Annotated in this window: 22 protein-coding genes; 13 read left to right on the top strand and 9 right to left on the bottom strand. The window is 58.8% G+C overall.

Features of this window, described 5'->3' with window-relative positions; all coding sequences use genetic code 11:
• Positions 1 to 86: 86 nt before the first annotated feature.
• Positions 87 to 536 carry a HipA N-terminal domain-containing protein gene (locus tag ACED87_RS05920; RefSeq protein WP_449089734.1) on the top strand — a complete coding sequence of 150 codons (450 nt, stop codon included), beginning with the start codon at positions 87 to 89 and terminating at the stop codon, positions 534 to 536.
• A gap of 114 nt (positions 537 to 650) precedes the next feature.
• Here the strand turns inward: ACED87_RS05920 and ACED87_RS05915 are convergent, their stop codons facing one another.
• Positions 651 to 1,112 (bottom strand): GyrI-like domain-containing protein, encoded by a 462-nt coding sequence (locus tag ACED87_RS05915; protein WP_449089709.1) that lies wholly within the window; start codon positions 1,110 to 1,112, stop codon positions 651 to 653.
• 36 nt (positions 1,113 to 1,148) lie between these two features.
• Positions 1,149 to 1,721, bottom strand: coding sequence for an arsenic metallochaperone ArsD family protein (locus ACED87_RS05910; RefSeq protein ID WP_449089708.1), 573 nt, complete (start codon positions 1,719 to 1,721; stop codon positions 1,149 to 1,151).
• A gap of 211 nt (positions 1,722 to 1,932) precedes the next feature.
• On the opposite strand from ACED87_RS05910, the gene ACED87_RS05905 reads away from it, so the two are divergent.
• The 4 genes from ACED87_RS05905 to ACED87_RS05890 all read left to right on the top strand — a co-directional run bounded on the left by ACED87_RS05905 (position 1,933) and on the right by ACED87_RS05890 (position 7,230).
• Positions 1,933 to 2,625: a hypothetical protein gene (locus ACED87_RS05905; protein ID WP_449081511.1), complete on the top strand. Its 693-nt coding sequence runs from the start codon at positions 1,933 to 1,935 to the stop codon at positions 2,623 to 2,625.
• A gap of 276 nt (positions 2,626 to 2,901) precedes the next feature.
• Positions 2,902 to 4,389 (top strand): NAD-dependent succinate-semialdehyde dehydrogenase, encoded by a 1,488-nt coding sequence (locus tag ACED87_RS05900; protein ID WP_449089707.1) that lies wholly within the window; start codon positions 2,902 to 2,904, stop codon positions 4,387 to 4,389.
• A gap of 51 nt (positions 4,390 to 4,440) precedes the next feature.
• Positions 4,441 to 5,787 (top strand): 4-aminobutyrate--2-oxoglutarate transaminase, encoded by a 1,347-nt coding sequence (gene gabT / locus ACED87_RS05895; RefSeq protein WP_449089706.1) that lies wholly within the window; start codon positions 4,441 to 4,443, stop codon positions 5,785 to 5,787.
• A 66-nt stretch (positions 5,788 to 5,853) separates the two neighbouring features.
• Positions 5,854 to 7,230 carry an NAD-dependent succinate-semialdehyde dehydrogenase gene (locus ACED87_RS05890; protein WP_449089705.1) on the top strand — a complete coding sequence of 459 codons (1,377 nt, stop codon included), beginning with the start codon at positions 5,854 to 5,856 and terminating at the stop codon, positions 7,228 to 7,230.
• Positions 7,231 to 7,361: 131 nt separating this feature from the next.
• On the opposite strand, the gene ACED87_RS05885 is transcribed toward ACED87_RS05890, so the two are convergent.
• Positions 7,362 to 9,017, bottom strand: coding sequence for an alpha-keto acid decarboxylase family protein (locus ACED87_RS05885; RefSeq protein WP_449081504.1), 1,656 nt, complete (start codon positions 9,015 to 9,017; stop codon positions 7,362 to 7,364).
• A gap of 290 nt (positions 9,018 to 9,307) precedes the next feature.
• Between ACED87_RS05885 and ACED87_RS05880 the strand changes: the two genes are divergently transcribed.
• Complete coding sequence (locus tag ACED87_RS05880) at positions 9,308 to 10,069, top strand: VIT1/CCC1 transporter family protein (RefSeq protein ID WP_449081502.1); 762 nt, start codon at positions 9,308 to 9,310, stop codon at positions 10,067 to 10,069.
• A gap of 98 nt (positions 10,070 to 10,167) precedes the next feature.
• Here ACED87_RS05880 and ACED87_RS05875 read toward each other — a convergent pair whose 3' ends face one another.
• Positions 10,168 to 11,142, bottom strand: coding sequence for a sucrase ferredoxin (locus ACED87_RS05875; RefSeq protein ID WP_449081500.1), 975 nt, complete (start codon positions 11,140 to 11,142; stop codon positions 10,168 to 10,170).
• A gap of 158 nt (positions 11,143 to 11,300) precedes the next feature.
• Between ACED87_RS05875 and ACED87_RS05870 the strand changes: the two genes are divergently transcribed.
• From ACED87_RS05870 to ACED87_RS05840, 7 genes are all read left to right on the top strand, one after another.
• Positions 11,301 to 11,726 carry an RNA-binding S4 domain-containing protein gene (locus tag ACED87_RS05870; protein WP_449081498.1) on the top strand — a complete coding sequence of 142 codons (426 nt, stop codon included), beginning with the start codon at positions 11,301 to 11,303 and terminating at the stop codon, positions 11,724 to 11,726.
• 2 nt (positions 11,727 to 11,728) lie between these two features.
• Positions 11,729 to 12,250, top strand: a complete 522-nt coding sequence (locus ACED87_RS05865; RefSeq protein ID WP_449081496.1) for an N-acetyltransferase family protein — start codon at positions 11,729 to 11,731, stop codon at positions 12,248 to 12,250.
• A 91-nt stretch (positions 12,251 to 12,341) separates the two neighbouring features.
• On the top strand, positions 12,342 to 12,863 hold the full coding sequence (locus tag ACED87_RS05860; RefSeq protein ID WP_449081494.1) for a GNAT family N-acetyltransferase: 522 nt from the start codon (positions 12,342 to 12,344) through the stop codon (positions 12,861 to 12,863).
• Positions 12,864 to 12,900: 37 nt separating this feature from the next.
• Positions 12,901 to 14,382, top strand: coding sequence for an MATE family efflux transporter (locus ACED87_RS05855; RefSeq protein ID WP_449089704.1), 1,482 nt, complete (start codon positions 12,901 to 12,903; stop codon positions 14,380 to 14,382).
• Positions 14,383 to 14,639: 257 nt separating this feature from the next.
• Positions 14,640 to 15,044, top strand: a complete 405-nt coding sequence (locus tag ACED87_RS05850) for a hypothetical protein (protein ID WP_449089703.1) — start codon at positions 14,640 to 14,642, stop codon at positions 15,042 to 15,044.
• A complete protein-coding gene (locus ACED87_RS05845; protein ID WP_449089702.1) occupies positions 15,041 to 15,589 on the top strand; it encodes a hypothetical protein in 549 nt (182 codons plus the stop codon). Before ACED87_RS05850 ends, ACED87_RS05845 begins: the two co-directional genes overlap by 4 nt.
• Entirely contained in the window at positions 15,570 to 16,136 is a 567-nt protein-coding gene (locus ACED87_RS05840; protein ID WP_449089701.1) for a hypothetical protein, read from the top strand. Before ACED87_RS05845 ends, ACED87_RS05840 begins: the two co-directional genes overlap by 20 nt.
• A 30-nt stretch (positions 16,137 to 16,166) precedes the next feature.
• Here the strand turns inward: ACED87_RS05840 and ACED87_RS05835 are convergent, their stop codons facing one another.
• The 5 genes from ACED87_RS05835 to ACED87_RS05815 form a co-directional block, all read right to left on the bottom strand.
• Positions 16,167 to 16,940: a transposase family protein gene (locus ACED87_RS05835; protein ID WP_449089700.1), complete on the bottom strand. Its 774-nt coding sequence runs from the start codon at positions 16,938 to 16,940 to the stop codon at positions 16,167 to 16,169.
• Positions 16,941 to 17,072: 132 nt separating this feature from the next.
• Positions 17,073 to 18,965, bottom strand: a complete 1,893-nt coding sequence (locus ACED87_RS05830) for a hypothetical protein (protein ID WP_449089699.1) — start codon at positions 18,963 to 18,965, stop codon at positions 17,073 to 17,075.
• A gap of 28 nt (positions 18,966 to 18,993) precedes the next feature.
• Complete coding sequence (locus ACED87_RS05825) at positions 18,994 to 20,826, bottom strand: HSP90 family protein (protein WP_449089698.1); 1,833 nt, start codon at positions 20,824 to 20,826, stop codon at positions 18,994 to 18,996.
• Positions 20,827 to 20,828: 2 nt separating this feature from the next.
• Positions 20,829 to 21,296, bottom strand: coding sequence for a type III secretion system chaperone family protein (locus tag ACED87_RS05820; RefSeq protein WP_237236195.1), 468 nt, complete (start codon positions 21,294 to 21,296; stop codon positions 20,829 to 20,831).
• A 196-nt stretch (positions 21,297 to 21,492) separates the two neighbouring features.
• A partial coding sequence (locus tag ACED87_RS05815) for a YhgE/Pip family protein (RefSeq protein ID WP_449089697.1) occupies positions 21,493 to 23,466 on the bottom strand: 1,974 nt, incomplete at its 5' end.

Genomic DNA, 23,466 nt, shown 5'->3' with positions numbered 1-23,466 from the left:
CTCTTATAGCCCACAGTTGTCTGCGGGTGCACAAGAGAGGGGTCCTTTGTGTTAAGTGAGAATCTGTTGAGCTACACTTCTCATTAATCGGCAATATTCTGCCGGTTAGGAGCTGCTGTGGAGTTGGGGAAAACGATACGTTCTTACCGGAAGAACCTCTTACGGATGAACCATTTATCTATCAAGCTGGTGCTCTGCCTCCGTTTTTTACAGGTCTTTTACCCGAAGGTCGTCGTCTGACGAGCTTACGAAATACACTGAAAGTATCTAAAGATGACGAGCTCTCTCTCCTCTTAGCGGTAGGGGCTGACACTGTGGGGGATGTACGAGTTCTTCCTCCCGGTAGCGTGCCTAATAATGAGTATGTTCAACCCATAACAGAGTTCAATCCAACCCAGCTGTCATCAATTTCGTTTGCTGATTTTTTCTCGGCCCAAGGGTTAGTAGATTATGCTGCTCTTCCAGGGGTTCAAGAGAAAGTGTCGGGGAAGATGCTGACCATTCCGCTTCGCCATCATCACAATTTCTATCACTGAATCTTCAGGCAAATATCGATTAGCTCCTGTGAATCCTCTTTATGCTTTTTGCTTCGTATAGTGAGGCATGCTCAGAAGGATAAGCAAAGCATGCCCACAACGAATTCCTGCAAGCTAGCTAAGAGTGACGGGCACCCAGACCTGCAACTGAAAATCATCGGCGGACGGGTCACCGGGGCCGTACGCCTCAAAGATTGGGCCGTTAGGCTTGAAACCTGAAGCGGGCAGGAAAGTGCCCATCAGGTGATCGATTCCGGCCATAGTGCTCATAGGTACAGGGCCCTCAACCTGAGTAACAGCGAATTCGCCGCCCTCCACCTTCAGAGCATTAAGGCCCAGACCCTGCGCGGTTTCTAGATTCTTCACCAGAACCCCGGCCATGTAGTCAAAATCGCCGACTGCATTCATGCCCATAATTACACCCACAGAGCGCACCTCAGGCATGGTGACACCCCGCTTCTCGGCGTGGTCGGTGAGCTTCTTCCAAAGCTCACTAATGCCCGAACCCTGCTTGACGGTCTCACGGAAGCCCGCAATAAAGAACTCATCCTTGTGCTCTACGCGTGCACCAATCATCAGCTACTCCTTAGAAAAATGTGTGTTGGCCTTATTCTAGTGGCCGCACCCGCAAGAGCCGCCGCACCCGCCACCAGAGGCACCCTGCGACGCTGGTGCCGAATCGTGCCCGCCTAGCAGGTTGATACGGTCGCCAATCTCAGGGCCACCGGCAGGCTGAGGGGTCACACCTGCCAAAACGGCCGCAAACCCGGCCGGCTCCGCAAGAGGAACCGTTGTAGGGGCGTTCGCGCCCCCGGTGCCGCAGGCAGCCGCCGCAGCCTTAACCTTGGGCTGCTTGACCTCACCAAACCGTGAAAAACGGCGTAGCTGCTCAGCGGTGGGGTACATGTAGGAGACCTTCACCAGTCCCTCAACGAGCAAGATAGGTAAGACCTCAGAACCGGCTATGGCAAGCTGTTCGGCTACCGGCTCGCAATCGGTAAAGGCAGAGGGGTAGGAGTCGGTGGAGTAGACGGCAATATCTAGGCCCTCATTGAGGAGTTCCTGGGCTGCTGCCAGGAAAATCTCGCGCTGGGTGTCGCCGGGGTCGTCCGGGTTTTCGCCGGCTGCGGGGATGAAAACTTCAAGGGGGGTGCTGCCCAGGGTGTCTTTTGGTGAGCGTGCCACTGCTACTCCATTCGTTGATTCGTATGCCTTATAAGCCTACGCCTGCGGCTGCCCACAGAAAAGGTCAGCTAATAGGCTCAGGAAGGGAATGTGTTAGGTGTGGGGCTGATGGGATGAGAAATCCTTCTCACCTTTCTTGGAATTTCTCTGAGTACATCGGTGTGGGTGCTATGCTAATTTCTACTCAAACACTTTTAGGGGAAAATAAAATATGTCTACCACATTAAATCGCCGTGCCCTGGTGCGCGGTGCTGCCTGGGCGGCACCTGTTGTCGTCGCGGCCTCAAACATTCCGGCTATGGCCGCCTCCTCACCCACAGGTCAGCTGGGGGTTGGCACGGTGCGTTCCTACCAGCAAATTTTTATGCGCCAGCCTAATAACTGCAACCCCACCACCAACCCTCGAGAAGGTTTTATCGACACTCTCTGCTGTGATGCCGCAGTGACTCCCACCGACTCAAACTGTCTCCGAGATCCTGATACTTCTGTTGGGTGGTGGGTTGAATCTGATCCAACGACTCCCGGAAGCGTCGTCATCGATACTTTCACCGTCACTCATACTTTTTCTCGTCCCGTCACATTTACTGATGCACCTCTTGAGGGCGGTGGCGCATCTACTGCAGGTACCACAAAATGGACGAACCCTACCCAGCTACAGCCAGGCTGGTCTATCGTTTCCACCACCTCTACCTCCATCACCTTGATCTACAAGGGCGACGGAACTCCCGTTGATATGTCTGATGATGTCGCTGGTAGTGGTTTCTGCACCGGCTACTTCCTGAATTTCCGTGAAGAAGTGTGTTCTCTTAGCCGGAATACGCTTACTACTACTCGACAGGCAATCTACACTGACGCAACAGGTTCTCATACTGTTAACTGGGTTGTTGGCCCCAGCAGAATGTAAAGCTACGACTTCGCTGACCGGCGGCGTGAGATAGGGAGTCACGCCAGCTCAGGTAAGAGGTTCTGTTACAGGGAATAAGGAGGGCTGGTGCCCCATGGGTTTCATGGGGCACCAGCCCTCTTTTGGTGCGCTCAACTATAAACAGTGGGTGGACGCCTGCCCCATCAGAGTGTGTGAGGTGGGCTACCTTAGGGGGTGAAGGGGGCGTAAGATGGTCAGAAGAAAAGCTATCTGAGACCCTCACCACATAAGTGGTGTGTGAAAGGTGCCCCAGCCATGACCGTAAACATCAAAGAACTCCTAGCAAAAGTCCCCACCGACCTACTCATCGGCGGCCAATGGACAGAAGCACAACAAGGCGAAACCTTCACCGTAGAAAACCCCGCCACCGGCGAAACCCTCGCCACCCTAGCCTCCGCCGGTGAAAAAGACGCCCTAGCCGCACTCGATGCCGCCTGCACAGCAGAAAAAGAAGCAGGCGAGCACGGCTGGGCTGCCACCACCGCACGCGAACGCGCCACAATCCTCAGCCGCGCCTTCGAACTTGTCACCGAACGCGCCGAAGAATTCGCCACCCTCATCACCCTAGAAATGGGAAAACCCTACACAGAAGCCCTCGGGGAAGTCACCTACGGGGCCGAATACCTGCGCTGGTTCGCCGAAGAAACACCCCGCCACTACGGCCGCTCCCTCGACGCACCCGAAGGCAACCTGCGCATGATCACCCGCCGCAAACCAGTGGGCCCCTGCCTACTCATTACCCCCTGGAACTTCCCCCTAGCCATGGGCACCCGCAAAGTCGCCCCCGCCATCGCAGCAGGCTGCACCATGGTGCTCAAACCTGCCCGCCTCACCCCACTCACCAGCCAATACTTCGCTAAGACCATGCTAGATGCTGGCCTGCCCGCCGGCGTCCTCAATGTCGTTTCCTCCAAGTCAGCTGCCGCTATCTCTAAGCCCCTCATGAGCGATCCGCGCCTCCGCAAAGTCTCCTTCACCGGCTCCACCGCCGTAGGCAAAGACCTGCTAAAACAAGCCGCCGACAAGGTACTGCGCACCTCCATGGAACTCGGCGGCAACGCCCCCTTCCTGGTCTTTGAAGATGCCGACATCGACCAGGCCGTCGCCGGTGCCATGGCCGCCAAGATGCGCAACATCGGCGAAGCCTGCACCGCCGCCAACCGCTTCATCGTGCACGAATCCCTGGCCGAAGAATTCTCCCAGAAGTTCGCCGAAAAAATGGGTGAGCTCAAGGTCGGCAATGGCCTGGACGAGGGCGTCACCTGCGGCCCCCTCATCAACAAAAAAGCCCAAGACACCATGGTTGACCTCGTTGAGGACGCCCTCACCAAAGGCGCCCGGGTACTCACCGGCGGCGAAAAGGGCGAGGGGGCAGGCTACTTCTACCAGCCCACCGTACTCATAGATGTTCCCCTCAACGCCCGCGTCATCCGTGAAGAAATCTTCGGCCCCCTCGCCCCCATCCTCACCTTCACAGACGAATACGAAGCCTACAAGCTAGCCAACGACACCGAATACGGCCTAGCCTGCTACGTCTACACCGAATCCATCGACCGCCTCTACCGCGCCAGTGACCACCTAGAATTCGGCATCATGGGCCTCAACGCCGGGGTTATCTCCAACGCGGCAGCCCCCTTCGGCGGCGTCAAACAATCGGGCATAGGCCGGGAAGGCGCTGCCGAAGGCATCGACGAATACTCATCCACCCAGTACATCGGCATCCGCAACCCCTACACCAACTAAGGCCCCAACTTTTTGTAGTTACACAAAAACCTCAGCAAAGGAAACCCAGCCATGGCCGACATCACCTACCGCCTACCCCAGCAGATTAAACTCACCACCGCCATCCCCGGCCCCGCATCCGCTGAACTTACCACCCGCCGCACCAAGAGCGTCCCAGGCTCCGTAGCCTCCACCCTGCCCATCTACGCAGCAGACGCCGACGGCGGCATCATCACCGACGTCGACGGCAACTCCCTCGCCGACCTAGGCTCAGGCATCGCCGTTACCTCCGTCGGCGCCTCCGCCCCCAAAGTCGTAGACGCCGTACGCCAAGCCGTCACCCACTTCACCCACACCTGCTTCATGGTCACCCCCTACGAGGCCTATATAGCCGTTGCCGAAAAGCTCAACCAGCTCACCCCCGGCAACTTCGACAAACGCACCGTACTCTTCAACTCCGGTGCCGAAGCCGTCGAAAACGCCGTCAAAATCGCCCGCGCCGCCACCGGCCGCAACGCCATCGTCGTCTTCGACCACGCCTACCACGGCCGCACCAACCTCACCATGGCCCTCACCGCCAAAGCCGCCCCCTACAAGAAAGGCTTCGGCCCCTTCGCCCCCGAAATCTACCGGGCCCCCATGAGCTACCCCTACCGCGACGGCACCACAGACGGCAAAAAAGCCGCCGCCCGCATCATCGACATGATCGAAAAACAAATCGGCTCCCACGACGTCGCCGCAATCCTCATCGAACCCATCCAAGGTGAAGGCGGCTTCATCGTCCCCGCCGAAGGGTTCCTGCCCGAACTGGTCACCTGGGCCCGCGACAAAGGCATCATCTTCATAGCGGACGAAGTCCAAGCAGGCTTCTGCCGCACCGGCAGCTGGTTCGCCTCCGACCACGAAGGCATCGAACCCGACCTCATCACCACCGCCAAAGGCATCGCCGGGGGCATGCCCCTCTCCGCCGTCACCGGCCGCACCGAACTCTTCGACAAGGTCCAGCCCGGCGGCCTAGGCGGAACCTACGGCGGCAACCCCGTCGCCTGCGCCGCCGCCCTAGCCACCATCGAAACCATGGAAGACTGGAACCTCAACTCCCGCGCCACCCGCATCGAAAACATCACCCGCGAAAAACTCGGCCCCCTGGCCGACGAACTCGATATCATCGGTGAAATCCGCGGCCGCGGCGCCATGCTCGCCATCGAATTCGTAACAGATTCCAACTCCAAGGAACCCCACCCCACCGCCGCCAAAGACATCGCAGCAGCCTGCGCCCAACGCGGCGTCCTTATCCTCACCTGTGGCACCTACGGCAACGTCATCCGCCTGCTACCCCCACTGACCATGCCAGAAAAACTCTTCAACCAAGCCCTAGACATCCTCATCGAAGAAATCCGCAAGGCCGCGGGGAACTAATCACCAGTTTTATGTGGGCAGGGCAGGTGCCCAGCCCCAACCTACAAACACAAAGGAGCTAAACCCATGAGCTACCGACTTGAAGACCCCACCACCGGCGAGGTACTCAAAACCTACGACACCCTCACCGACGAGCAAGCCACCGCAGCCCTAGAACGCGCCCACAGCGCCTACCTAGAATGGCGCACCACCAGCATCCAAGAACGCGCCGCTACCCTGGGCCGTATCGCCGAGCTCTTCAAAGAGCGCAAGCAGAAACTAGCCGAAATTATCGCCCAAGAGATGGGCAAACCCATTGCAGAAGGCATCGAAGAAGCAGAATTTTCCGCTGCTATCTTCACCTACTACGCCACAATCGCCGCCGACCACCTCAAAGACGAACCCATCCCCTCAAAAACTAAAAATTCTGAGGCCTACATCCAACGCAAACCCCTAGGCGCCCTACTAGGCATCATGCCCTGGAACTTCCCCTACTACCAGATCGCCCGCTTCGCCGCCCCCAACCTCATGCTGGGCAACACCATCGTGCTCAAACACGCCGAAATCTGCCCCACCTCAGCGCTCGCCATCGCTGACATCATGAAGGACGCCGGGCTACCCCACGGCGCCTACGAGGCAGTTTTCGCAAGCCACCACCAGATCGAAACCATGATCGGCCACCGCCACATTCAGGGCGTTTCCCTCACCGGCTCCGAACGCGCCGGGGCCACTGTGGCCGCTATCGCCGGGCGCAACCTCAAAAAAGCTGTGCTGGAACTAGGCGGCTCAGACCCCTACATCGTGCTGGATACTGACAATGTCGCTGAAGCTGCCGCCACCGCCTGGGCCGTGCGCATGTACAACACCGGCCAGGCCTGCAACTCCAACAAACGCATCATCATTATGAGCGACATCTACGAAGAGTTCGTAGCTGAACTCGTCAAACACGCTGAGGCTATGAAGCCGGGCAAACCCACTGAAGCCACGGAAAAAACCTACATGCCCCTCTCATCCCGATCAGCAGCTGAAAACCTTAAAAAGCAGCTGGATGCCGCCGTGGCAGCCGGTGCCACCCTGCATACCGGTGGGCAGCTCCTGGATGAGAAAAGCGCCTACCTTTCCCCAGCCGTCCTCACCGATGTGCCCGTCGGCTCTGAGGCCTACTATCAGGAGCTTTTTGGCCCCGTTGCCACCGTCTACCGGGTTGAGAGCGACCAAGAAGCTATCGAGCTGGCCAATAACACCCAGTACGGTCTAGGTGGTGCCGTATTCTCCCAGGACGAGGCCCGCGCCCGCCACCTGGCCCAGCAGCTTGAAGCTGGCATGGTCAACGTCAACACTCCCGCCGGTGAAGGCGTCGAAATTCCCTTCGGTGGTGTGAAGAACTCCGGCTATGGCCGCGAACTTGGCCCCTACGGCATGGACGAATTCGTCAACAAGCGCCTCTACTTCGTGCAGAAGTAAAAGCTTCTACACTCCCAAAATTCCGTCTTCCTACCAAAACTCCCTATAGTCATTGGCCAGCCCCCCAAACGCCACGAAACCCGCAGCTTTAGCTGCGGGTTTCGTGATAAACAGGGGGAGGCTAATAAACCTTAGGAGTTAGCCTTGGTGAGGGCGGCGGCAACGTCAGCCAGCAGGGCGGGGACGTCGTCCTTACCCATGAGCACCTCGATAAAGACCATCTTGTCGCGAGTCTTCTTGGTCAGTTCGGTAGCTTCAAGCAGCTCAGCGGCGGTGGAGACGCGCAGGGTGAGAACATCGTCCTCGGTTGCGCCCAGGGCCGCAGGAACCATCTGCCAGTTGTAGCCGCGGATGTCGTTGTAAGCCTGGGTGGGGCCGTGGATAGCGCGCTCAACAGTGTAACCATCGTTGTTGATGAGGAACACTACAGGGTTGAGCTTGTGCTCCAGAACAGTACCCAGCTCCTGGATGGTCAGCTGAGCTGAGCCATCACCAATGAGCAGGACGCCGCGGGCCTCACGGTCGGCCATAGCCGCACCCAGCAGGGCCGGGAGGCTGTAACCGATAGAACCCCACAGGGGCTGACCAATGAACTTGGAGTTCTCGGGGAAACGGCGTGAAGCCATACCGAAGAAGGAAGTGCCCTGCTCAGCGACCACAATGTTGCCCGGTGACAGCTCGTGAGAGAGCAGTGACCAGAGGGCGTCCTGGGTGAGGGGGGCGTCCTGATCTACATTCTCGTGACCCTCAGCTGACCAGTCCAGCAGGGGCTTGGGCTCAGCCTTAACCTCTAGGGCTACCTCGCGCACAATATCCAGGGCAACATCCAGGGTCAGGGGTGCGTAGGTCTTGCGGCCAATCTTGGCGGTCTGAGCGTCCAAGAAGACAGTGTTTTCGGGCAGGTTCTGTGAGAAACCGGCGGTGGTGGTGTCGGTGAAGGTCACACCGGCGCAGATGAGGGCCTCTGCCTGCTCCACGGCGTCCTTAGTGCGGTCGCTAGAGACCACACCGGCGTAGATACCTGCGAAGGCGGGCTTGGACTCATCAACCAGGGTCTTACCCCACATGAGGGTTGCATAGGGCAGGCCGGTAGCTTCAAGCATCTGGGTCAGGTTGCCCTGGGCACCTAGGCGGTGTACCAGCAGGTCAGCCAGGACGGTGGTCTTCTTGCCACGCAGAACCTCAGCCAGGTCGGTGCGGAAAGCCTCAGTTGCCCCAGCAGATGAGAGAGCGGCAGGGATTTCTAGGGGCTCGGTGGGGCGCTCTACCTCAACACGGGCCACGTCGGTTGCCAGCAGAATGTAACCGGGGCGCTTCTGAATCATTACTTCGCGCAGAACACGGTCGATCTCGGTGGTTGCGGTAGCGTGGTTCAAATCTGCTACGGCACAAGAAACCTCTTCGGCCATACGGAGGAAGTGGGTGAAGTCCCCGTCGCCCAGGGTGTGGTGCATGGCCAGGTGTGCAGCCTGGGCGTCCTTAGAAGGAGCACCAACAATGTGCACTACCGGCACGTGCTCGGCGTAGGAGCCTGCGGTGGCGTTGATGGCAGAAAGCTCACCGACACCGTAGGTAGTGACCAGTGCGCCAATACCCTTGATGCGGGCGTAGCCATCAGCTGCGTAACCGCCGTTCAATTCGTTGGCGGTACCTACCCAGTCCAGCTTTTCATTGGAGATAACGTGGTCAAGGAACTGCAGGTTGAAGTCACCGGGTACGCCGAATACTTCGGCTACGCCTAGAGAAGCAAGGCGGTCAAGCAGGTAGTCGCTGACGGTATAGGTCATGGGTGGTGTCCTTAATGGTGAAGATGCCCGCAGGGTGGTGCGGTCATAAGTGGTCATCTTTTCTATGATAGGGGCGGGCAGGGCAAATACGCTAGGCCAAGGCCTGGGCCAGGACGCGGAAGGAGCAGTAGGGTGCCTGTGTTGCCCTGGGCGAGTTCCTTGACTGCCTGTAGAAGCCCCTTATCGGTAAGCAACTCAGCCCTACCTCACCTTCCAGTTATGTGAGGAAGCATACAGAGTTACTTTGGGCTAGCTGGAAGAAAGCTTGGAAAATCTTTACGCTTAGACCTATGACAAACCAACCACATGAAGCAGCCCCTGCCACTGCTGCTCCTCAATCTCACACTGGTGAAGGTCACAACATGGGTGGTGCCTACCAGGAGAAACTGAACCGTCTGCGTGCGGCCGTGCTCGGCGCTAACGACGGTATCGTCTCTGTAGCGGCCACCGTGGTCGGTGTTGCCGGTGCAACCTCTAACACTTCCGCTATCGGTGTGGCTGCCGCCGCCGCTGTCGTCGGTGGCGCCATCTCAATGGCCCTAGGCGAATATGTCTCTGTCTCCTCCCAGGTGGATAGCCAGGAAGCCTTGATTGCCAAGGAAAAGGCCGAGCTGCGTGACATACCTGAGCGCGAGCTCGATGAGCTAACTGAAATCCTTGAAGATCGCGGTATCGCCCCCGATACTGCCCGCAAGGCCGCTATCGAGATGACCGAGAAGGACGCCCTCAAAACCCACCTGCACTTTGAGCTGGGCATTGACGCTGAGGACATCCCCTCACCCTGGTCTGCTGCTTTCGCATCAGCCGGTGCCTTCCTGGTCGGTGCCTTACTGCCCACTTTACTGATTCTGCTCTTCCCCGAATCTATCCGTATCCCGGTGACTTTCGCTGGTGTTCTGATTGCTCTGGCTATCACCGGTAGCCTGGGTGCCAAGTGGGGCGGCTCCCCGCGCTATGGCAAGGCCGCTTTGCGTGTGGTCATCGGTGGTGCCCTGGCCCTGGCTGTGACCTTCGGTGTCGGCTCCCTGCTGGGTGCCACCGGCGTGGTTTAATCTCTCACAACACTTCCTACCAATGTGGGGTTCCTTTCGGGGTGCGGCGTGTGCCGCAGACCGCCAGGAACCCCACTCTTCTTTAAAACGCTCTTTCTTTAGTGGGTGACCTGGTGCAGGCTGGTGACTTCCCAGCTAAAGGCGGGGCCGGCGTCCTTACCGCAGGAGGCTGGGCGGGGCGCCAATTCGGTGCGACGGGCTGTTACTAGCCAGGAGCGTCCGTCGCGGTGGGTGATGCGGGCAGTCTGCTGGTTGGTGTCAGTGGCAGCCAATTCGCCCAGGCTCAGCTCGTTGAGGTTCACACCGGTGGGGCTCAAGTCGCTGGGCCCTGCCTGCTCACCGGCCTCCTGCAAGAGGGTGCGGACGGCCACCTCCGCTACCTGCTCGATAGGGCAGTAGCATGAGCGACCGCGCAGACCGGCCACTTCTACACGGCCTTCCTGGGCGCTACGGGTGAGAGTGAGGGCCTGCTCGACAGTGAGGCGTCCGTAGGTGTAGCCGGTAGGTAGGCTGAGGGCTACCGGGGCAAAACGGTGCCCGCCGGTGTGTGAGCACTCCCAGATACTGCCATCCGCTAGGTGTTCTGCTAGAAAGGACGCAAGGGGGCGGCCGCGTACTGCACAGCAGCGGTCGCGCTTGGCGTGGGTGCAGATAAGGGTGAGGGTTTCACCTGAAACAACCGCACCGGGGATATTATCCGGTTCATCCAGGGGCAAGGTTAATAAACTCTCCGCACCAGGTATCTCAAAAGAGTAAAGGGTGGCCTCAGCAAAACCCCTACCCCCGGTGACCGCAAGAAAAGCACGGCGGCTGGCAGCGTCCTTATTCTTCTGCCCTGCCCGGCCAGGTTGCCTCATCAGGAGCAAGCGGGCACCTACCTGAGCCATTTTCTCCTTCAAGGCGGCTGAGAGTTCGGGGCCAAAGGCTGTTCCGTCCAGAATATCTCGCCCCCACCCGCCGGGGTGCTCTAGGAGCACCCAGCGGGACTCACCGGCAGCGGTGCCCGGCAGGTTCTCATCAATCGGCAGGGAACATGAACCAAGGGGAAGGGTAGGGGTGGTAGGGCTAGTCATGGGCACAAGTGTACGGCAGGGCAGAACCCGTTGGGTCGCGAAAGTGCGTCATATCGCCGAGAGTGCGCACGGCTGCCGCACTCTCGGCGATATGGTGCACGCTCGGGTGGGGAAGAGGCGGGGAAGCATCTCATTCGCTCATTAGGTAGCCTAGAAACATGAATTCACCCAGCGCCCACCCGCTAGTAGAGGCCCCCGGCCCCACAGGGCCACAGCCGCCAGTGCGTATCGACGCCTGGCTCTGGTCCGTGCGCGTTTTTAAAACCCGCTCACTGGCGTCCGCCGAAGTCAAAGCTGGGCACGTGCGCATCAACAGCGAACACGCCAAGCCCTCGCAGAAAATCAAACCCGGCGATACTATTACTGTGCGCTACCCTGGCTGGGAGCGCGTACTGGTAGTGCATAAGACCATTTCTAAGCGGGTTGGTGCGCCGGTGGCTGCCACCTGCTATAAAGATATCTCTGCCCCTAAACCTGCCTACCTCACCAGCGGCGCCCTACCCCGCCGTGAGAGGGGCGCAGGGCGACCAACAAAAACTGAACGCCGGGCCTTGAACAAGCTCCGCGGTTACGAGAAAGAATAAGGATGAGCTACACCCTACGCCCTGCTACCCTCGCTGACGCCCCGGCCCTCTCAGCTTTCGCCAGCGCCCACTTCCCGGACTCCACCCCGCCGATAGTTTCCAGCGAGCACATAGAAGTCTTTGTGAGCGAAAACCTAGATGAGGCCTCTTTCACCCATTTTCTAGAAACTGGCTCCCACAGCTTCACCCTGGCAGTGGATAAAAATGATGACATCATCGCCTACGCCGGTATTGACCACACTGCCTCCCAGCCCGATGAGGTCCCTGGGGATGCCGCCTACCTGAGCAAGTTCTACCTCTCTGCTGAGACTCGCGGCACCGGTCTGGCTAGGGAGCTTATGCAGTCTGTGATTTCTGAGGCCCGCGCCGATGGTAAGGACGGGCTGCATTTACGCACCCCTCAGCTTAACCACCGCGCCCAGGCCTTCTACGAGAAGGTGGGTTTTAGCCAGGTCGGTGAGTGCCCCTTCCACCTGACTGAGACGGTAACGGTACAGGACTACATCTACCACCTACCGCTCTAAGACCTGGATTCGGCGCAGGCCGGTTGCGGTATCATGACTCTACGCCTTGCCCCCTTTCGCTGACTCGCAGCTGCACGGCGCAAGGAGAAGAATGAACTTTGAGATCCGGCCCCCTGCGCCCGCAGAGGCTAGAGCCTGGGAAGAACTGCGCATGGTTTCCTGGCGTCACGCCTATGCAGGAACTTTCACCCCGCAGATGTTTGCCGCCCAGGAGCAACAGCTTGAGACCCGCGCTACCGGGTTTGCAGATTGGCTAGAATCTACCGGCGGCACCGGTGAGGACGTCCAGCAGCAGCTCGGTCAGCGCCGCCGCGCCCTGGTTGCGGTAGAAGCAGGAGAAAAGGACGCCCCCGGCAAGCTGCTGGGGTTGGCTTTTGCCTCCCAAATGCCCTACGAGGTACAAAAACTTGAAATGCTCTACCTGCTCCCTGAGGCCTTCGGCACGGGGGTTGCCCAGGCCCTGATGGGCCAGGTGCTGGACTCAGGCCCGGCTGAACTTGAGGTGCTTTCCACCAATGCCCGTGCCATTCGCTTCTACGAAAAAGAAGGGTTCGCCATCACCCGTAAGGACGAATTCGCTGGCCGTAAAACCTACATCATGACCCGCCCTTAACACCTATTCTGCTGAGGTGGCAGGTAGGGTGGTTTTCATGCCTTACACACCACCGCGCCCTGCCCTGTCTCAGCCTTCCTTGAACCGCCAGATCCTTGCCCTGGCGGTGCCCGCTTTTGGTGCCCTGATTGCTGAGCCCCTGCTGGTGTTGGCTGATTCTGCCATCGTAGGCCACCTGGGCAGTGCCCCTTTGGCAGGTCTGACGCTTGGCTCAACGGTGGTGCAGACCCTGGTAGGTTTCATGGTCTTTTTGGCCTATTCCACCACCCCTGCTGTGGCCCGGGCGGTAGGGGCAGGGGATATTCCCCGGGCTTTGGCTGCTGCCCGTAATGGCTTGTGGGTGGCTGCTGGCCTGGGTGTTTTCTTTGCCCTGCTGCTGGCCCTGACCGCAACTCCTCTCTTGCGGGCCTTGGGGGCTAGCGGGGAGGTGCTGACCTATGCCACCGCCTACCTGCTACCTTCACTGGTAGGCCTGCCCGGTATTTTGCTGGTGCTGGCGGCTACTGGTGCCCTGCGTGGTTTTCAGGACGCCAAAACCCCGCTCTACGTTGCTAGTACTGGCGCTGCTCTCAACGTGCCGCTGAGCTGGGCCCTGGTTTACCCGGCAGGGTGGGGTGTAGCTGGCTCAGCGGTGGCAACGGCTGCGATTCAGTGGGGCATGGCCCTGGCCCTGACCTACGCGGTAGTAGCCAGGACGCGCACCCACAGCTCTAGGGGGCGGGTGCAGCACTCTGCCTTACCGGCGCAGGGTCACAGGCCTGGCTGGCTACCGGATCGGGCTGGGCTAGCTGCCGTCTTTAAAGTGGGGGCCTGGCTGATGGTGCGGGCCGCCTGCCTACGAATCGCCCTGCTGGCTACAGTTTTTGTGGTGACCTCCCAGGGCGAGAAAAACTTGGCCGCCTACCAGCTGACCATGGCCTTCTTTAACCTGCTAGCCTTCGCCCTGGACGCTTTAGCTATTGCCGCCCAGGCCCTCCTCAGCAAGGAGATGGGGGCGCAGGATCTTTCAACCCGGCAGGGGCAGGACGCGGTGGTTCAGCTCAAAAACCGCCTGGTGCGGTGGAGCCTGGTCTTTGGTCTGGTCACGGCCTTGGTCTGCCCGGTGGTTGGCTTTGGTCTGGCCTGGGTCTTTACCTCCGACACTGAGGTGCAGCGCCTCTTTGCCCTTTCCCTGCTGGTGCTGGCGGTGGGCCAGCCCCTGGCCGCCTATGTTTTCATTCTGGACGGCGTGCTCATTGGCGCCCAGGACGTGCGCTACCTGGGGCTGGCGGGGCTCTTTACCCTGGTGTCCTATCTGCCGGTGCTGGCTGGGCTGTATTTCTGGTTCGGTGCCGGTGCCGGTGCCGGTGCGGACGCCCCCACCCCTCTTACCGGGGGCGGGCAGCTGGGCTGGGCTGGGCACGTCGATACCTCCACTCTGGCCTACCTGCTGCTCTGGTGCTCCTACGCCCTGTGGTACATGGGCGCTCGCGCCTTAACTCTCCGATGGCGGGCCCGCAGTGGGGTTTGGGTAGCTTAGGGAGGCTTGATGTTCAACAGTAAATAAAATTTTATATCAGAGTATTGATAATTACTGAGTTGGGTGGTTAAAATAGCTCTAAGAGGTTTCCCTTTGATCCCCAAGTTCAGCCAAAGGTGGTTGACCAAGAACTCAAGGAGAATAATTTATTATGGATGATATTTTTAGGAATGAATTTATCGGATTTTTAAGTGTTCCTCCAGGAAAAACTCCTGAGTGTACCTATCTAGCGTGGATAAAATTTCATGGAGGTAGAGGTGAAAATTTATTCTAAATTTTCTAGGATTTTCTTAACTTTCCTTCTCAGTATATTTTTGCTTGCTTGTTCAAGTGATTCCAAACTTTCAACTGAATCATGGTGCAACGATGTGCGTAGCCAGCTTGAAATTTTGGGTGTTGGTTGGCCCGTTGCTCAAAAAACATTGAGTCTTGAACAGGCTAAGCGGGTGGAAGAAGTTATGCGTGATATGTCTGGTAAAGCTCGTGATAAAGATTTATTATTTGCCAGTAAGGTGTGGGTAGAAAAGTATAATTTAATTTATCCATATATTGTCGATAATGACCTTGAAGGTTTTGATTATAACGTCAATAAGAATGACCAAGAAGCTATGCATCTTGCGAATATCAGTATTTCAAATTTTTGCCAGTGGGAAAGTTGGTGAGTTCAAGTGAAAAATTTTTTTCAATCTTTTTTATAGCTATTTTTCTGGTTTTTGGTGTTCGAATGCCAGATGCCTCTGCTGTAGATAATGTTGTTGAAGTGCAGCGGATTGAGCGCCTTCAAGATATAGCAGGGATTCCTCAGGGTTATTTTGAGGTTTCAAATTCCGGCAATATGCAGCTATATAGCTATGTTGATTCAGGGTGCACTCTTTATCCGAGTGCAGTTCACTTGAGAAAGTCAGGTGGTTATGGAACTATTGGGGCTAAGCCTTATACAAAATGCAACTTCAGGGTGCAAAAGATCCATCATAATTCAGCACTGTATATTGTTGAATGGGGAGGTTTGAGCTATAGGAAGATGACCGATAAATCCCAGGTTGGTTATAATATCAGCTCTATGGAACTAAAGAGTTTGGCATGGCCGTGTAAAAACTCTAATAAGTCAAAATTTCAACAAATAACCTATGGTGAAGTAACTATTAGTGGAACGACCATAAGAACTGTTGTGCAGACGGCGAAAAAAGATGAAAACTGCGGCTACTGATATTTCAGATTTTATCTACATAGTTTTGCACATCCCTTTTGGGGATGTATCAGTTGCCGCTGTATATTCCAGCTACCAGAAGGCAGAGAAATACTGTCAGGCCTATTGTGAGGCGGAAAAATCTGCAGCCCCCTGGATTATCTGCGCACCTAAAAGAACCAGGCTCTATAATCTTTACCCCCAGACCATGGGGCAGATGGGGGCAATACGGGAAAAAATATCGGCAAACCCTTACTCTCAGGAAGGGGTAGATTCTGATGTCTCTCCCGGAGAAATTGGCCATGATGGTTACATTCTCTTGGTGGAAGGTAGCCCCAATGCCCCTCACATCTTGGGCGTTTTCCCTCATCACAAATTGGGAGGGGAAGCTGACCTTTATGCGGATGAATACCTTGCTGTCCATCCTAAACAGGTTATTGAATTTTGGGATTACACTATAGATACTATCTATTTTCCTTTAGTGGAATATGATTATGAGGGACAAGTTTTCACCAATAAAATAGATGGAAGTATTTGGGAAAGTCAAGACGTAAGAATTTATCGCTAAAATAAAATTTAGGCTCAGAAAGAGGCTTACTCATAAGGGGCGCCCAACAGCCAAAAACACCAACCCCCTCACCACCGAAAACACACACCCATAAACACCCAACGGCCGACGGAAAACCGAATGCAAAACACGCCAGGTCTTAATCTGCGCGATGACATGCTCCACCACCGCCCGCAACTTATTGATGACACGATTGTTGTCTTTAACAACCTTGGGCATTTTCAGCCCAGGCTTACGCTTGGTCGGGGTCAGTAGCCCCAAACCAACGTAGCCCTTATCCGCCAGAGTGGTCTCACCCAGATACTTCTCAAGACCGTGTTCCTTAAAGGCAAAAGCATCATGCCTGGCACCAGGCAATTGATCCGTGATGGCAAGGAGTTTCCCATCAACGGTGCAGATGACCTGCTGATTGAAACCTGCACGTTTGTGTTTACCGGAGAAGTTTATTTTCCCTAGCGAACGCCAGTTCCAGACCGGTATCAGTGTGCCGTCGATGACCAGTGAACCTGGTGCATCGAGTGCTTTTTCAAGAGGCTGGATTAGCGGCCTGAAAATCTTCACTAGTGCCTGTTCTATCAGGTTGATAGTCCTTGAAATTGTCGCTTGAGAGACGTCGTGGAATCCTGCCAGGAGTTCTTCGGTCAGATTGTGCCGGTGGTAGAGCAGGGTAATTTTCAGAGCCTGGGCCAGGGTGAGTTTGCGTGGTTTTTGGTCGGGTTTAATCCAGGTGAGGTGGTTGTTGAGGGCTGTCAGTAGCGTGGTGAATTGCTGGTGCCTAAGGCCTGTTATAGGCTTGTGGGGCAACGGTCTCTCCGGTTTGGCTTTGAGAATATTTGTGATGATTTATCCTCAATTTTTTGCCGCTGGTGGGGCTGTTGTCTAGTTGGTGGTTGCTACCCCTTATGAATAATCCTCTATGTCGGTGGTAAATCAGTGTTAGGGCTCCACAAGTTCAGCCAGTAGGGCTTCGACGCGGTGCTCCTGGCCGGTGGCGCGCAGCAGCTCAATGCAGGCGTCCAGGGCAGCGGCACGGGATTTCTTGAGCTTCATCAGGTCAAAAAGCTTAGCCGCCAGCTCATAGCGGTCAATCGCCAGCTCACCCTGCCCGGTGTCAGCCGCAGCTTCAGCGGCAACCACCAACAGGCGGGCAGCCCGCTCCCACTGCTCACTCTCACAGTAGGCCTCCACCAGCTCATCAAGGAGCTGCTGGCTACCAGGAACCTTAAGGGCCAGGCACAGGCGAGCGCTCAGCTCCTGAGCCTGCAAGCAGGTCAGCAGATGGGGGCGGAGCACCTGACTATCAGCTTCGGGGTCTTGGTGCTGGGCGGCAGTGATAGCCTGCTGGGTCAGCTCTTGTAGTTCATCAACCGGGCCGCGCAGGGCCTCTAAAGCGCCCATCTGCTCCGCTGCTGGTGCCCACAGGCGCACAACCTCCACCAGTAGGGCAGGGGTGGCGTTGCCCTCCACTAGCAGGGGCCAGGCCTTCTCAAAGTAGCTGTGGGCCTCCAGCGCCTGCGCCCCTGCACTAGAGCCACCCGTGAGTGTCAAGAAAGCAGCCTCAGCATAGGCCAGCCCTGCCTGGTGGGCAGGCCCGGTAGCCTCTAACTGGCGAGCTATCGCCAGGTAAGGCTCAACCGGAGTGAAAGATAGGGGAGTGGGCTCCAGCTCAGTAGGCCCCGCCTCAGTAGACCCCAGCCCAGTAGCGGCCTGGGTATCTGCACTCGCTGAGTCGGCACCGTCCGCCCCGGTGGGTAGCACAATGGGCACCAGAACCGGCAACCTAGTGGCGGCCTCAATGGACTCTGAGAAACGAGTGTTACCCGCCCGCCGGTCAAAGGCCTGGGAGAGCGGCTTTGATTCTTCCACTGCCCACTCATAGAGCTGTCGCAAGGTCGCCCGAGGCACCTGACCGGCAGGTTGCACACCAGTGGGCATATCCGCCTGGCTCTCCACAGCCCAGGCCAAACCGGCAACAATATAGCGCAGAAAATTACGGTTATCGCCAGGGTCGCCCGCCAGGTCAAGGGCACGTTTGCCGTGGTCAGCCAGCAAATCAAAGGCCGCCTGAAGGTTCTGCCCGCGGGCTAGCACCTCAAACTCAACCCCCACATCATCTGGGTCATACTGGCCCCGGTGAGCCGCCGCCCGCAAGAGGTGACGCCCAGCCGCTTGGCCATCCCCCGTATGCAGGTAAGCCAAAGCCAACTGCCGGTGGGAGGCCGCAGGCTCCCTATTACACAAATCATCGGTGGGGGCACCTAGGCGAACAGCCGCCTCAAATTCCCCGTCCGTCACATAATCACGCAGGATCCCGCCGTGCCTACAGGAGCCGCAGTCCATCTCGTCCTCACCGTGCGACAGCCAGCGGGCCCGCCACCTCTCAGCGGCCTCATCCTCGCCAATATGGGCTGCCCACATATACTCGGCCCGGTCAGGGGCCATCTCGCCCATGCCCGCCAGGCGGTAGCGGCGGCGCATCTCATCGAGCAGCTCACGCGCCTGCTCCTTAGAAATCTGCGGGTAGGCGGTCATATCGCCAATAATCCACTTAAACTGCCAGAAAAGGGTGCGAGCGGTGAACTCATCAAAATGCTCAGGGTGAGCATCGTAAAGACGCAAAAGCTTAGAGAAGACCGCAAAGGAAGCCGGGGTGGGCTGCCCAAAGACGTAGGCCTCCACCAGGTTAAGGTAGGCCTCAGGCAGCATGGATTCAGGGCCCTCCCGCTCCAGGGTGCGGGTAATGTACTCCATGGCTGCGGTGCGGGCGCTACCGTAGGGCAGGTCGCGGGTAGCAGCAATTTTCTGGGCGGCTTGGTGGGTTGACCACACAGTCTTCTCCCTCGTGGGTAGCTAAAAGTTAGGGCTGGCGCAGGGCAGCCTCAAGCAGCTGGGCCAGGCTGTCGCTGAGCAGGTTAGTTTCAGACCCGCGCAAGCCCTCTCCCGCCAACATAAGAGCTGACAGGTAAAGAGTGACCAGGCCCGGTTCAAAGGACGCGTGCTCCGGCTGATGCAGTAGGCGGCGGGTATTCTCGTTAGCGTCATTGAGCACCAAGGTGCGGGTCGGCTCGGCTGCCGCCTCGGTGAAGGAGCCGAGGATTCCACCCCAGGGGCCACCGGCGTCCTCAGCCTCCTGGGCCAGGTCACGGGCACGCTCGGCCTGCGCATCACGCAGCAGCACCGCGGGTACCTCAGCGGGGTCAAAGGTGCGCAAGAGGACGCCGCAGTCATGGGCCGCCAGTACGGCCCGGGCGCGCTCTAAGCCGCGCAGCACCTCGAACTCGCGTTCCATCTCAACGGCTGTAAGAGTCTGGGTGACGTCCTTACTGGTCAGCTCAGTGACCTTCCAGCGGGGCCGGTCAGCCAGTTTAGCCAGCAAATCAGAATCATAGACGTACCCGCCATTGACCACCCACAGCCCCTGGGCCCGCGCCACCGGGGCAACCCGGCGGTAGGCCTCCGTGGTAGGGGTGTAGAGTACCTGCCCGGTCTCTTCCACAACCTGGGAGAGGGTGGCGATACCGCCGGTGGTCTCAAAGGGCAGGGAACGCGCTACTACATCGAGCATGTCGTCACTGGCTAAGGCCACCGCGCGCAGGGCCAAAGAATGGGTCTCCACAAAGCGATCACGCAGGGTACTGGGCTCAGAGAGAGTGGCGGTAATCCAGGCCTTGAGCTGCTCACCGATAGCCTCACGGGTCAGCAGAAGAATCTCATCCTCGCGCAGCTGCTCGCGGGAGGCCGTGGGAGTCAAGGACTCCGAATTCACCACCGCCCGCACAAAGAACGCCCAATCAGGTAGCAGACTATCTTCACGGGTGTTCACCAGCATGTTCTTCACATAGACCCGGTGACGGCCTGAACCAGGGGAGACCGCCTGCGGCAGCACATAAGCCACACCGCTTGTACCGGTGGCAGGGACCTCCATCTCAAGAGCCGCCAAGGGGGTGAAGCCCAAGGTCTTCTCCGCATAGTTAGTCAGCGCCATAGCCCGCTCATGCTCATTAGGCTGGCCCTTACCCTCACCCTTGGCCCAGGGCAGGGCAGGTAAAGAGATACGCCGCCAGATGCGCTGACCGGCAGCCGTGACCCGAACCGACACCTCAACCGGCAGCATATCGGCGTAGTCGCTGGCCAGCGTCACCACCGTCTCCTCGGCAACCCAGTGGGCGGCGTCCGCCCGCGCCTTCAGGCGAATCGTCGTGCCGACCTCGGGAACCTGCCCGGTGGCGTCCTCACCGCCGGCTAGCTGAAGCACCTCAAAGGTGCCGTCCGCATGACCCAGCCAGCGCACCGGGGCAGCCCCCGGCAGCACGCTCTGCGAGGTGACCTCAACCGTATCGGCAATCAAAAAACAGGCCAGCAGGCCAATACCGAACTGGCCCAAAAACTCGGCGCGACCCTCGTTAAAGACCTCATCGCGCTTAGAGGTACGGCCAATCGTCGCCAGAAACTCCTCAGCCTGCTCAGCCGTCAGACCCACACCGGTGTCGGTAATGGTGATGCCTGTGCCATCTTCCCAGGGCTCAAGGAGCACCCGGGCGGGGGCGTCGGCGTCCTGCTCCCGGCGGGCAGTAATAGCGTCAACCCCGTTCTGAATCGCCTCGCGCAGGTAAACCTGCGGGCCCGAATACAGGTTCTTCGACAGCAGCTCAACCAGGCCACCCAAATCAACTTTAAAGCGCTGTGACAAGGCTACTCCTCCCCGCCGAAGGTGGAGGCCACGGTCTCGAAGTACTCCAGCGAAGTCTGCAGGGCAGCGCGCAGGTGCTCATCCAGCTGGGCGTCCGTCACCCCGCCCGCATAAACCATGCTCAGCTCAACCGGCAGCACCACAAACCCCTGCCCCTCCTCTTCAACCCGGTAGGGGAAGACCTTGGGGAAGAGGTTCTGCTGGTTCCAGGCGTTGGTGAACTCGTTGAGGGCGGGCAGCGCCTCGAGGGGGAAGGTGCCCCGGTAGCTGCCGCGCACGCTCAGCAGGTCGCGGCTGGCGTTGCTGGAGAGGGTGTAGTAGAAGTAGCCCCGCTCAAAATGGAACACAGCGGCCCCGTCATCGCCCAGCTCGTAGTCCACCTCAAGGCGGTCAAGAGCCTGCAACATACGCTCATCGGTGAGCGGCTTGAGCAGCTGCGCGGCAGACTGGACGGACTCAAAGTACCCCATGGTTCCTCTTTCAACGGTGGAAGATAGTGGTGCGGTTCCTTCTATCCTATAGGTTCGGGCGAAGGTGGGGTTGGGGTGGAGGGCTAGCCTGTTATTTATAGGTGGCCCCTTTAACCCTCTACGCCCCTTCGCTCCTGCCTCCGGGGTGATACATCGGGGTAGAAACGAAAGGGCGTAGGTTAGGGGCCTTGATTCTTTAGGCGCTCGCCAGGACGGCCCGGCGGGCCTGGCGTTCGGCCTCCGCCTTATCTTCGCGGCGGTGGCGAATCCAGATGCTCAGGGCAGTGCCCGCAACACCCAGAGCAATCCAGCCCAGCAGCCAGACAATACCCGTTGCAATACCGATGGAGCCACCGGCAATCAGGGAGCGGAAAGCCTCCAGCGCGTGAGTCAGCGGCAGCCAGGGGTGGATAGCCTGCAGGAAGGCAGGGGCTGTCTCAATCGGGTAGGTACCGCCCGCCGCACCAATCTGAACCACGGTCAGAATCAGAGCGATGAAACGGCCAGGGGCATCCAGCAGGGCGATGAGGGCCTGGTTGATGGCCAGGAAGGTGATAGAGGTCAGAATGGCGAAGCCGGTCAGGCCCCAGAAGTTTATCTCTTCAATGCCCACCCAGTAGTGAATCACGGTAGACATCACCGTGCCCTGAATAATACCCATGAAGAGTACCGGAACCAGGGCACCGCGCAGGGTTCGCAGGCCGGAGTGGCCGCCGCGGGCGAACTTGCTGGAGATCGCCGGGTACATCATGAAGTAGGCGATAGCGCCGACCCACAGGCCCAGGGTCATGAAGTAGGGGGCCAGGCCGTGGCCGTAGGTGGACACCTCGTTCAGGCGGGTTTTCTCAATGGTGACGGGGTCGCTGGTGACCGCGCTGAGTTCGCTGGCCTGGTCGGTGGTGTAGCTGGGAACCTGCCCCACGGCGTCCCCCAGGGAGGTCGCGAGCTCGCTGTTACCATCGTTCAGGTCGCTGAGGCCGTTGGAGAGGCTGGTGGCGCCGTCAACGGCGGATCCTGCGCCTTCGTCCAGGGTCTGGGTGCCGTCGGCGAGGGTGCCTGCGCCGGACGCCAGGGAGTTGGTACCGTCGGCCAGGGTTCCTGCACCGTCGGCGAGGGTGCCTGCGCCGGACGCCAGGGTGCTGGTGCCGTTAGCCAGGGTTCCCGCGCCCGATGCCAGGGAGCTGGTTCCATCAGCCAGGGTTCCCGCGCCCGATGCCAGGGAGCTGGTTCCATCAGCCAGGGTTCCCGCACCGGAAGCCAGGGAGCTGGTTCCATCAGCCAGCGTCCCCGCTCCCGATGCCAGGGAGCTGGTTCCATCAGCGAGGCTGTGCGCGCCGGAGGCCAGGGTACCTGTGCCGTCAGCCAGGGCAGAGGCACCGTCATTGGCCTGAGAAATTGCGGTGGCTAGCGAGCTCAAGCCGCTCGCCATAGAACCGGCCTTGTCATTGAGGGTTGCAGCCCCGCCGGCCAGGGTGTCGGCCCCGTCAGAGAGGGAGGTTGCGCCAGCGGCGAGCTGTCCGGCTCCGCTTTCAAGGGATGAAGCGCCGGCGGCAAGCTTAGTCAACCCGCCCGATTCGTTGCCGACGAGGGAGGATACACCGGTAGCGAGGTCGCCTGATGCGCTATCCACGGCGCTCGCACCCTCGGAGAGGGTGGTGGCACCGGCGTTAATCTGTTGGAGCGCGGCAAGCCTTTGAGCGTCGCTGAGGGAGCCCCAGTTATCGATGAGCTGCTGGGAGCTGCTGGCTAGATCACTCGCGCCGGACGCGAGGGTACCGGTGGCGGTGTGGAGAGCTTGCGTTCCGTCGGCAAGGGTTTGTGCACCCTTGACCGCTGCGTCGGCGCCGTCAGAGACTGCGGTGCTTCCACTGGCGAGCTGCCCGGCGGCGTCCTCAAGGTTCTGAGCGCCGGTGGCGAGGTCGCTCGCGCCGGACGCCAGGGAGCTCGTTCCGTCGGTGAGGGCCGGTAGCTGGGAGGGTAGGGCAGAGACGCCGTCGTTGATTTGGTTCAGGCCATTAGCGAGGGTTGCGGCTCCGCTGGCGGCACTATCGGCGCCGGATGCGAGGGATGAGGCTCCGTCGTTGACCTGGGTTGCGCCGGATGCGAGGGATGAGGCTCCGTCGTTGACCTGGGTTGCGCCGGATGCGAGGGATGAGGCTCCGTCGTTGAC

This window comes from Rothia sp. 32237D007AR, from assembly GCF_053544675.1.
This window is presented reverse-complemented; position numbering and strand designations above follow the sequence as displayed.

Bases quoted from the DNA above. Each gene is read 5' to 3' on its own strand.
- ACED87_RS05890 (WP_449089705.1), top strand. From the start codon at position 5,854: ATGAGCTACCGACTTGAAGACCCCACCACCGGCGAGGTACTCAAAACC.
- ACED87_RS05900 (WP_449089707.1), top strand. From the start codon at position 2,902: ATGACCGTAAACATCAAAGAACTCCTAGCAAAAGTCCCCACCGACCTA.
- ACED87_RS05880 (WP_449081502.1), top strand. From the start codon at position 9,308: ATGACAAACCAACCACATGAAGCAGCCCCTGCCACTGCTGCTCCTCAA.
- ACED87_RS05885 (WP_449081504.1), bottom strand. From the start codon at position 9,017: ATGACCTATACCGTCAGCGACTACCTGCTTGACCGCCTTGCTTCTCTA.
- ACED87_RS05875 (WP_449081500.1), bottom strand. From the start codon at position 11,142: ATGACTAGCCCTACCACCCCTACCCTTCCCCTTGGTTCATGTTCCCTG.
- gabT (WP_449089706.1), top strand. From the start codon at position 4,441: ATGGCCGACATCACCTACCGCCTACCCCAGCAGATTAAACTCACCACC.
- ACED87_RS05820 (WP_237236195.1), bottom strand. From the start codon at position 21,296: ATGGGGTACTTTGAGTCCGTCCAGTCTGCCGCGCAGCTGCTCAAGCCG.
- ACED87_RS05855 (WP_449089704.1), top strand. From the start codon at position 12,901: ATGCCTTACACACCACCGCGCCCTGCCCTGTCTCAGCCTTCCTTGAAC.
- ACED87_RS05840 (WP_449089701.1), top strand. From the start codon at position 15,570: ATGAAAACTGCGGCTACTGATATTTCAGATTTTATCTACATAGTTTTG.
- ACED87_RS05870 (WP_449081498.1), top strand. From the start codon at position 11,301: ATGAATTCACCCAGCGCCCACCCGCTAGTAGAGGCCCCCGGCCCCACA.
- ACED87_RS05915 (WP_449089709.1), bottom strand. From the start codon at position 1,112: ATGATTGGTGCACGCGTAGAGCACAAGGATGAGTTCTTTATTGCGGGC.
- ACED87_RS05865 (WP_449081496.1), top strand. From the start codon at position 11,729: ATGAGCTACACCCTACGCCCTGCTACCCTCGCTGACGCCCCGGCCCTC.
- ACED87_RS05905 (WP_449081511.1), top strand. From the start codon at position 1,933: ATGTCTACCACATTAAATCGCCGTGCCCTGGTGCGCGGTGCTGCCTGG.
- ACED87_RS05860 (WP_449081494.1), top strand. From the start codon at position 12,342: ATGAACTTTGAGATCCGGCCCCCTGCGCCCGCAGAGGCTAGAGCCTGG.